The organism is Thermoactinomyces sp. CICC 10523 (assembly GCF_016055105.1).
Lineage (GTDB): Bacteria > Bacillota > Bacilli > Thermoactinomycetales > Thermoactinomycetaceae > Thermoactinomyces_A > Thermoactinomyces_A daqus.
This window is the reverse complement of record NZ_JAECVX010000010.1, coordinates 131,585-139,320: the sequence shown is the minus strand read 5'-3', so window position 1 is coordinate 139,320 and position 7,736 is coordinate 131,585. Positions and strand designations below refer to the sequence as shown.

The window sequence follows — 7,736 nt, the reverse complement described above, 5'->3', positions numbered from 1 at the left end:
TTGGGGTGAAGTCGTAACAAGGTATCCCTACCGGAAGGTGGGGATGGATCACCTCCTTTCTAAGGAGCTCTTCACAGAGCAAATGAACCGATACTTCTCAGGTCATGCCTTACTCACTCTTTAGTTTTCAGGGAATACGACTTGGACTGCCGGACTCAAAAGTCCGGCAGTTTTTTATATATGTTTGTAAAACTTCTTTTCATTTGCAGGGAGGGTAGTCGATCACATTCTGAAACTCGGATCATGTTGTTTTCTCTCCCTAACGGCTGAGAGGATCGACCGGGTTTTCCAACAAAACAAGCACAGGATTGCTTCCTAGGCTTGGCAATGCTCTCCCTCCATTAAGTGTGATTGGGAAATGCATTTATTCGCAAATCTTAAAATGTTCCGGTAAATTGAGTGGATAAGATGACCATTCCCAAAATGAAGACATAAATGGCGAAGCCTTTCAAGGAACCTGTTTTTAAGAGTGAGATCATCCATTTAACCGCGAGATAGCCGAAAATGGCCGAGCAGGCCGTGCCGATCATCAAAGCGCTCAGCGGCAACACTTCCGTTCCTCCTTCCATCAATTTTTTGCCCTGCAGGATCACAGCGCCGGCGATCGAGGGAATGGATAAAAGGAATGAGAAATAGGCGGCGGCCGCTTTGTCAATCCGGCGAAAGAGAGCCGCGGCAATCGTCAAGCCGGACCGGGATAAAGCGGGCATGATGGCCGCCCCTTGAAACAAACCGATGAGAAAGGCATCTCCGAAACTGATCTCCTCCAAGCTCTTCTTCCCTTTATCCTTAAATGTATCGGCCATCCACAACAGGAGACCGGTCGCCAAAAATTCCCAACCGATCGTCATTCCGGTTTGGGCTATCTTTTCAAACCAATCTTCAAACATAAGCCCGATAAAAGCGGTCGGGATCGTTCCGACGACCACCAACAAACTGAGACGGGAGAGCGGCCGGCGGATCATCATCACGATTTCCCGCCGGTAGATGAGAATCACGGCGATCAGCGTTCCCAGATGTAGCATGGTATCGAGAAACAGGCCGGCCTCATCCAGACCAAAGAGATGACGGCCCAAGTAGAGATGGCCGGTGCTGCTGATCGGCAAAAATTCGGTCAGCCCCTGGATGATCCCGAGTATGGCCGCTTCAAACCAGTTCATATTCATCCATCCTGTCAAACCAAGGTTTAAGGTGCGGGTAAAATGTTGCCAATCTCCTTGATTACCGACGTGAACGGGACGGTTTCATCGAAAATTCCATGGATTTCTCCCTTGTTGTTAATCAGGACGCTGCTGGGAACCGATTGCAAACCGTATGCGTCATACGTTTCTCGTCCATTGTCGCGCAAGACGGGAAACTGAAAACCGTTTTGCTCCATAAAGGAAAAGACGCGGTCCGGATTGCTTTCTCTTCCCGAAACGTGAATGGTGAGAAATACGAGTCCCGGATGATTCATCGTTCGATAGAGGATATCTTTCTGAGGCAAGGTTTCTTGGCAGGATGCGCACCAGGTAACCCAAAATTCCAGCCAAATCGCTTTTCCCGCATAGTCGGATAAGCGATGGATTCGCCCGGTCAGGTCGGGCAGGGCAAATGCAGGCGCCAATTTTCCCACGGTGAAGCCTCCTTTCGCATTAACCGATCCGGATCAAAATAAGTCCGACGAATAAGAGGATCAGGGTAAGGATTTGAACGGTCGACAAACGTTCGCGAAAGACCAAAATGGAGAGCAGGGCGACCACAAGGCTGTTGGTGGCAAAGATCGGCGCGACGATGCTGGCCGGACCCGATTCAAGGGCAATCGCATACACTTGCATTCCGGCAAAGGAAAAAATACCGGACATCAATCCCCAGCGCAGCCCTGTTCTTACCGCCGGTTTGTCCAAAGCGGACCGTTTGCGAAAAATCTCCGCAGTAAACCAGACCAGCCCGAAGGCATAGCTGACAAACAGGACGGCCGCATTTGGCAGGTGCCACTCTTCCGTTATTTTCAGTCCGCCATTGCGCAAAAAGAAAAGCACCGTTGCCATCAGGACGAGAGCATACCAGCGGATGTTGCGAATCCGGAGCGATTCATTCGGATCAATCGGTAAAATGGAAACGGCTGCGATGAGCAGCAAAACCCCGGCCGATTCATAAAGACTGAGTTCTTCTCCGTAGAGCAAGAGAGACATGGCCACTGTGAGTACGATGTTGACATTGACCAGCGGAGATGTGAGGCTGGCAGGGCCTGTCTCCAGTGCTTTCATAAACAGCAGGTTCCCCCATGCTGACCCCCATCCGATCACGATTCCGGCCAGGATTGTTTTCAGGGAGAAGGAAACGGCTCCGGTATAAACCATCCACCAAAGAAAGCCAAGTGTACCCGTGCAGTAAAGTCCCCACAAAAGGTGGTTGGTGGAGCCGCGCTGTGCCGAACTCGCCTTCATCATAAAACCGGCCAGCCCAAAGGTGACTGAACTGATGAGTGCCAGGATAAACCACATGGTAAGTTGGACCCTTTCTGCAAATAAAGTGTGATGATAACTTCTTAATCATAACGCCCTTTGTTTGATCCGTCTACTCGGAGGCACCCCCGGGCGAAAGCGCAAGCATTCCCTTTCCATTTATCTTATGTCCGGAATGAGTAAATATTTGTCCAAAAGGTTGTTTGACAAGGATGAAAAGAGAAGTCATGCTAATAATGGAGAACAAGATTCGCTTTTGGAGGAGCAGCGATGAATCAGATTGTGATGGAGGAATTGAAACGGGAAGCGGAAGCCGCTGTAAAACATCGTTTGCCTAGAGATGCTTTTCTTGATTTTGCCCATCCGAATAACCGCTTATTGGTCGGTGTCACTTGCCTCCGTGCCGGTTTGCCCGACCTGGCTTATAAGCTTTTTCAATCGATCGCCGAAGAAGGTCCGAATGAGAATCCGAATCAGCATTTTGCCTATGTCCGCAGCCTCGTGGAAATGGCAGAGCTGGATGCCGAGGCTCAAAGATTTAATCAGGCTGCCGAAAAAATGAAAGAGGCTCTGGCCCAGTATCCTGAAACGATGGGCTATATGATGAGCCGGGTTCATTTGGAGGTTTACCTCGCTTATTATCTCTATCAGGCGGGTCAGAAGCAGGAGGCGGTGGAGAAGATAGCCGGGATTGCCGGCCGGGAGCGGGAGAAATTCGCCACCATGCCGCAGCATGACGCCGTGGCATTGGTGGGGCCGGGGCTTTGTTATGCGTTGCACCAATGGGCCCTTTTTTATGCGATGGAGGAAAACTGGGAGCAAGCGGCGCAAAAAGCTGCGGAAATGGTGCCATTTGCCGAACGGGTTGATGAGTCCGGCCTGAAAGAAGCGAAGCAGCTTTTGGAAAGAGGCCGTGCGGAGGACGCTTTCCGGCGTACCATCGATTCGATCAATTATTGAACGAGGAGGAATCGGGATGAGTCGAGCCAACACCCGGATCGCCCTGAAGGAATGGGCGGTCACCGTTGAAGCGCTGGGGGAAGGAAAACAAATCATTGTGATGCGGAAAGGCGGAATCGCCGAAGAAACGCGTCATTTTGAAGTGAGAAGCGACCGTTTCTTTCTTTATCCCGCTTATGAACATCAAAAGGAAGAATTGCTCAAGCCGGAGTACAGGGGAGAGATCGCCAAAACGCTTCAATCGTGGTCACCGGAACAAGAAACGGCGACGATCAAATATTTTGCCGAGTTGCATGAAGATATCGAGGTAATGGATGAAGAAGCGCTGTTTCGCCTGGCACCCTGTCACATTTGGACTAACGATTTTGCTCATGAGCGTTTGAAATGGAAGAAAAAATTGCCGCTTCATCTGCTCTTGCTCCGGGTCTACCGGTTGGATCAGCCGACCCGGATCCCGATTCGCCCCGAGTATTCGGGATGCAAATCCTGGCATGAAGTTCCGCAGGAATTGGCAGATTGCAGCGGGGAACCGGTGATGAAAGAAGCGGATTTCCTGGCTGAGGTAAACAAGATCAAAGCGCTGTTGGCCGGGCAAAAATAAGTTTTGCAGAATATCCGGAGGTTATGGGTGGACGCACAACCTGCGGGCATTTTCGCAAAAAAAGGTTTCGCCTAAACCAAGAAACCCGGGGATTTTTGATCCACCGGGTTTTCTTTTATCAATTGTATTTACACTTTCGATGTTTTCGCCTGATTTTCAAATTCGAGCAACAACTCATTTAAGGTCATTTCATCTTCCAAATACAACTGAACGAGTTCAAGAAGTAACGTATTTTTTTCTTCAGGTAATTCCAGGATTTGCAATAGTTCATTGAAAGGATCAAAGTCTCGTGACAAAATATGTATGCTATTTGATTTAAACATGCCTTCCAGTTCAATGGTTTTTTTGTAAATATCCCGAATCATACGCAAGATGATGCCAACCAATTGTTTTGTTTGTTGATTCATTCTAGCTCCCTTTCTTTTTATCGGAATGTTATAATCATTAGGTATAATATTATATTTATACTAAGGGATATTATAACAGAGGTATGGTATTTTTTGCATCTGTGTAATGAATTTGTAGAAACGTTTTCAAAATAAAGTTGTTTGATGGCACAGATCCATGAAGGGATGAAAGGGGCTGAAGAGGATGAAAGCAGTATTGGTGGAAAAACCGGGTGGAAGGGAGCAGTTGATGATTGGAGAATATCCGAAGCCGACCCCGGCTGATGATGAATTGTTGGTAAAAGTACATGCCACCGCGCTCAACCGGGCTGATATTTCGCAGCGTGAAGGAAAATACCCTCCTCCGCCGAGTGCGAGCCCGATCCTGGGATTGGAAATGGCGGGAGTGGTCGAAGAAGTGGGGAAAAACTGCGAGGGAGGATGGAAGCCGGGAGATCGCGTTTTTGGTTTGTTGCCGGGCGGCGGCTATGCGCAATACGCGGTGATTCCGGACAAGATGGCCATGCCGGTTCCGGAAGGTTTCACGTTTGAACAGGCCGCAGCCATTCCGGAAGTTTTCTTGACAGCGTACCAATGTCTGTTTTGGGTAGGCAGACTGAAACAGGGGGAGACTGTGCTGATCCATGCCGGCGCCAGCGGGGTAGGAACTGCGGCGATTCAATTGGTCAAGTCGGTCGGTGCCATCCCGCTCGTCACTGTGGGATCAGAGGAAAAACGGAGATTCTGTCTGGATTTGGGGGCTGATCACGCATTCAATTATAAAGAGGGGGAATTTGCCGACAAGGTTTTGGCCGCCACGAAAAACCGAGGTGTTCAGTTGGTGCTTGATTTTGTCGGGGCCCCTTACTGGAAGCAAAATCTGCGTGTGTTGGCGATGGATGGGCGTCTCGTTCTGATCAGCATGCTGGGAGGGAGCCGGCTGGATGATGCGTCGCTCGGGCAGGTTCTGGCGAAACGCCTGCAAATTTCCGGAACGACGCTGCGCACCCGCTCCCTGGACTATAAACAGGATCTGACGCGGGAGTTTGCCTCTTTTGCCCTGCCGCGGTTTGTCAGCGGGGAACTCAAGCCGGTGATTGACCGCATTTTTCCATGGGAAGAGGTTCGGGAAGCGCACCGCTACATGGAAGAAAATCGGAATATCGGCAAAATCGTGCTGCGGGTGTTCTGAGCGGAAAAAGAGCCTGGAACAGGGTTTTCAGGCTCTTCATCCCGCTGTTGAAAAAATGTCAATGGATATGATAACAATAGATTAAAGATATTTCTGTCTAGGGTTAAATTTTAGAAAAAAGGGGTTTGGTTATGCCACAACAATATGCGCAGACCTGGGAATTGGATTCGTTATTTGTCGGGGGTAACCGAAGGACCGGGCTCCTGAGCGAAATGAACCGGCTCACTGCGGAAATCCCGGCGCTAAAAACAGCGTTTCAGGAAAGCGCAGAAAAGGAAAAAACAGAACGGGAATGGATCAACCTTTTGGAAAAGGTACAAGATCTTGAAAAAAGGCTGACGGAGGTTTGGTCCTACATTCACTGCTTGCTGGCCCAGAATACCACAGATGAGCAGGCGCTGATCCTGAGCGGAAAAAACGAGCAGTTGTTAGCTGAGTTACAAACGTTAAAGGTCTTGTTGGAAAGCAGGCTGGCGGAAGTGCCGGATGAACTGTTGGAGCGGGTTTGCCAGGATGAGCGAATCAAACCGATTGCGTTTAACCTGTACGAAATGCGTGGGCGTGCGCAGGACAGGATGTCCGGGTCCCTTGAAACGCTGGCCAGCTATTTGAGCGTTGACGGTTATCACGCCTGGGGGGAATTGTATAACAGCGTCGTCAGCCGCATACAAATTCCGGTGGAGAAAAATGGGGAAAAGGTAAATCTGTCCGTCAGTCAGGCAGCCAATCAATTATCTCACCCCGATCGTTCCGTCCGCCAGGCAGTGTTTGCCGAATGGGAACGGGCCTGGCAAAAGGAAGCCGGTCTGTTTTCTGCGATTCTCAATCATTTGGCGGGATTTCGCCTGCAATTATACAAGCAGCGGGGCTGGGAAGATGTGTTGCATGAACCCTTGGCGGAGAACCGCATGCGGCGGGAAACGCTGGAAGCGATGTGGAGTGTGGTGGAGGAGAGCAAATCGGTCCTGGGGAACTATTTGCAACGCAAAGCCCGGCTGCTCGGACTGCCCAAGTTGAGTTGGTACGATTTGTCGGCTCCCCTGCCCGGGGAAAACAGGAAGTTCACCTTTGACGAGGCCGCACGCTTTATCATTGATCATTTCGCAGACTTCAGTCCCGATTTGGCCCGGTTTGCCGAGTCGGCCTTTTCCCGGAGATGGATTGAGGCGGAAGACAGGCCGCATAAACGCGCGGGCGGATTTTGCACCTCATTTCCCGTCAGCGGGGAAACGAGGATCTTTATGACCTTTGCCGGGACAACTGATAATCTGTCGACGCTGGCTCATGAACTGGGTCATGCCTATCATGAGCACGTGATCAAAGACCTGCCGATGTTCGCGCAAAACTATGCCATGAACGTAGCTGAAACCGCTTCAACTTTTGCCGAGTTCATCGTTTCTGACGCTGTTTTGAAAAAGGCGCAAACCAAGGAACAGAAAATCGCTTTGCTTGATCAGCGTCTCCGCATTGGAGTCAGTTACTTATGCGACATTCATTCCCGTTTTCTGTTTGAAACGAGGTTTTATGATGCACGTCGTCAGGGATTGGTGCAAGCTGAAGAATTGTGCCGGATCATGGAGGAGGCGCAGAGGGAGAGCTTCCGTGATTTGCTCGCGGAGTACCATCCCCATTTTTGGGCTTCCAAGCTTCATTTCTATGATACGCACTTTCCTTTCTACAATTTTCCGTATACGTTTGGCTTTTTATTCAGTACGGGGATTTATGCGCAGGCCCGGCAAGAGGGGGATGGTTTTGCCCGGCGCTATGTACAGCTGCTGAGGGATACCGGGAGAATGAATGTGGAAGATCTGGCCCGTAAGCATTTGGGCGCTGACTTGACCAAACCCGATTTTTGGCGCAAGGCGGTGGAATTTGCCTTACAGGATGTAAAAGAGTTTTTGCTTTTAACAGAATAGGAGGGAAAGGAGCTGCGGTTCAGGGCGCCAAATCGAATATCCAGGGCGGCAGGAACACCGGCATAAAAATTCCCTTCCGCCCTGGTAAGAATAGGCTAATTTTTAATCTGGTGATTAAAATATTTATATAAATCTTATTGACAGCAAAAAAAGAGGCAGAGTAACATGAGGGAGGGTCAAGGCGAGAAAAATTTTGCGTAGAGAAATTCACTCTGGGTAAACCGATTACCAAGA

Annotated in this window: 8 protein-coding genes and 1 rRNA gene; 5 read left to right on the top strand and 4 right to left on the bottom strand. The window is 49.8% G+C overall.

Annotated elements, in window-relative coordinates; translation table 11 throughout:
- Positions 1–59, top strand: a 16S ribosomal RNA gene (locus tag I8U19_RS13110); the annotation flags it as partial.
- Between the two features lie 318 nt (positions 60–377).
- On the opposite strand, the gene I8U19_RS13105 is transcribed toward I8U19_RS13110, so the two are convergent.
- Genes I8U19_RS13105 through I8U19_RS13095 form a run of 3 tightly spaced genes read right to left on the bottom strand, consistent with a single transcriptional unit; the run spans position 378 to position 2,486 of the window.
- Positions 378–1,160, bottom strand: a complete 783-nt coding sequence (locus I8U19_RS13105; RefSeq protein ID WP_198056101.1) for an undecaprenyl-diphosphate phosphatase — start codon at positions 1,158–1,160, stop codon at positions 378–380.
- Positions 1,161–1,186: 26 nt separating this feature from the next.
- On the bottom strand, positions 1,187–1,615 hold the full coding sequence (locus I8U19_RS13100) for a TlpA family protein disulfide reductase (protein WP_033099563.1): 429 nt from the start codon (positions 1,613–1,615) through the stop codon (positions 1,187–1,189).
- Positions 1,616–1,634: 19 nt separating this feature from the next.
- Positions 1,635–2,486 (bottom strand): EamA family transporter, encoded by an 852-nt coding sequence (locus tag I8U19_RS13095; RefSeq protein ID WP_033099562.1) that lies wholly within the window; start codon positions 2,484–2,486, stop codon positions 1,635–1,637.
- 231 nt (positions 2,487–2,717) lie between these two features.
- Here I8U19_RS13095 and I8U19_RS13090 point away from each other — a divergent pair, with 231 nt between their 5' ends.
- Positions 2,718–3,407, top strand: coding sequence for a hypothetical protein (locus I8U19_RS13090; RefSeq protein ID WP_198056100.1), 690 nt, complete (start codon positions 2,718–2,720; stop codon positions 3,405–3,407).
- Positions 3,408–3,423: 16 nt separating this feature from the next.
- Positions 3,424–4,008 (top strand): DUF1802 family protein, encoded by a 585-nt coding sequence (locus I8U19_RS13085; RefSeq protein ID WP_198056099.1) that lies wholly within the window; start codon positions 3,424–3,426, stop codon positions 4,006–4,008.
- A 128-nt stretch (positions 4,009–4,136) separates the two neighbouring features.
- Here the strand turns inward: I8U19_RS13085 and I8U19_RS13080 are convergent, their stop codons facing one another.
- The gene (locus I8U19_RS13080; RefSeq protein WP_198056098.1) at positions 4,137–4,415 is read right to left on the bottom strand and encodes a hypothetical protein; all 279 of its coding nucleotides are present in this window, start codon (positions 4,413–4,415) and stop codon (positions 4,137–4,139) included.
- 184 nt (positions 4,416–4,599) lie between these two features.
- Between I8U19_RS13080 and I8U19_RS13075 the strand changes: the two genes are divergently transcribed.
- Entirely contained in the window at positions 4,600–5,586 is a 987-nt protein-coding gene (locus I8U19_RS13075) for an NAD(P)H-quinone oxidoreductase (protein ID WP_198056097.1), read from the top strand.
- A 131-nt stretch (positions 5,587–5,717) separates the two neighbouring features.
- A complete protein-coding gene (locus tag I8U19_RS13070; RefSeq protein ID WP_198056096.1) occupies positions 5,718–7,502 on the top strand; it encodes a M3 family oligoendopeptidase in 1,785 nt (594 codons plus the stop codon).
- Positions 7,503–7,736: the final 234 nt, after the last annotated feature.

Coding starts and splice junctions, on each gene's coding strand:
- I8U19_RS13070 (WP_198056096.1), top strand. CDS start 5,718: ATGCCACAACAATATGCGCAGACCTGGGAATTGGATTCGTTATTTGTC.
- I8U19_RS13075 (WP_198056097.1), top strand. CDS start 4,600: ATGAAAGCAGTATTGGTGGAAAAACCGGGTGGAAGGGAGCAGTTGATG.
- I8U19_RS13090 (WP_198056100.1), top strand. CDS start 2,718: ATGAATCAGATTGTGATGGAGGAATTGAAACGGGAAGCGGAAGCCGCT.
- I8U19_RS13095 (WP_033099562.1), bottom strand. CDS start 2,486: ATGTGGTTTATCCTGGCACTCATCAGTTCAGTCACCTTTGGGCTGGCC.
- I8U19_RS13105 (WP_198056101.1), bottom strand. CDS start 1,160: ATGAACTGGTTTGAAGCGGCCATACTCGGGATCATCCAGGGGCTGACC.
- I8U19_RS13080 (WP_198056098.1), bottom strand. CDS start 4,415: ATGAATCAACAAACAAAACAATTGGTTGGCATCATCTTGCGTATGATT.
- I8U19_RS13085 (WP_198056099.1), top strand. CDS start 3,424: ATGAGTCGAGCCAACACCCGGATCGCCCTGAAGGAATGGGCGGTCACC.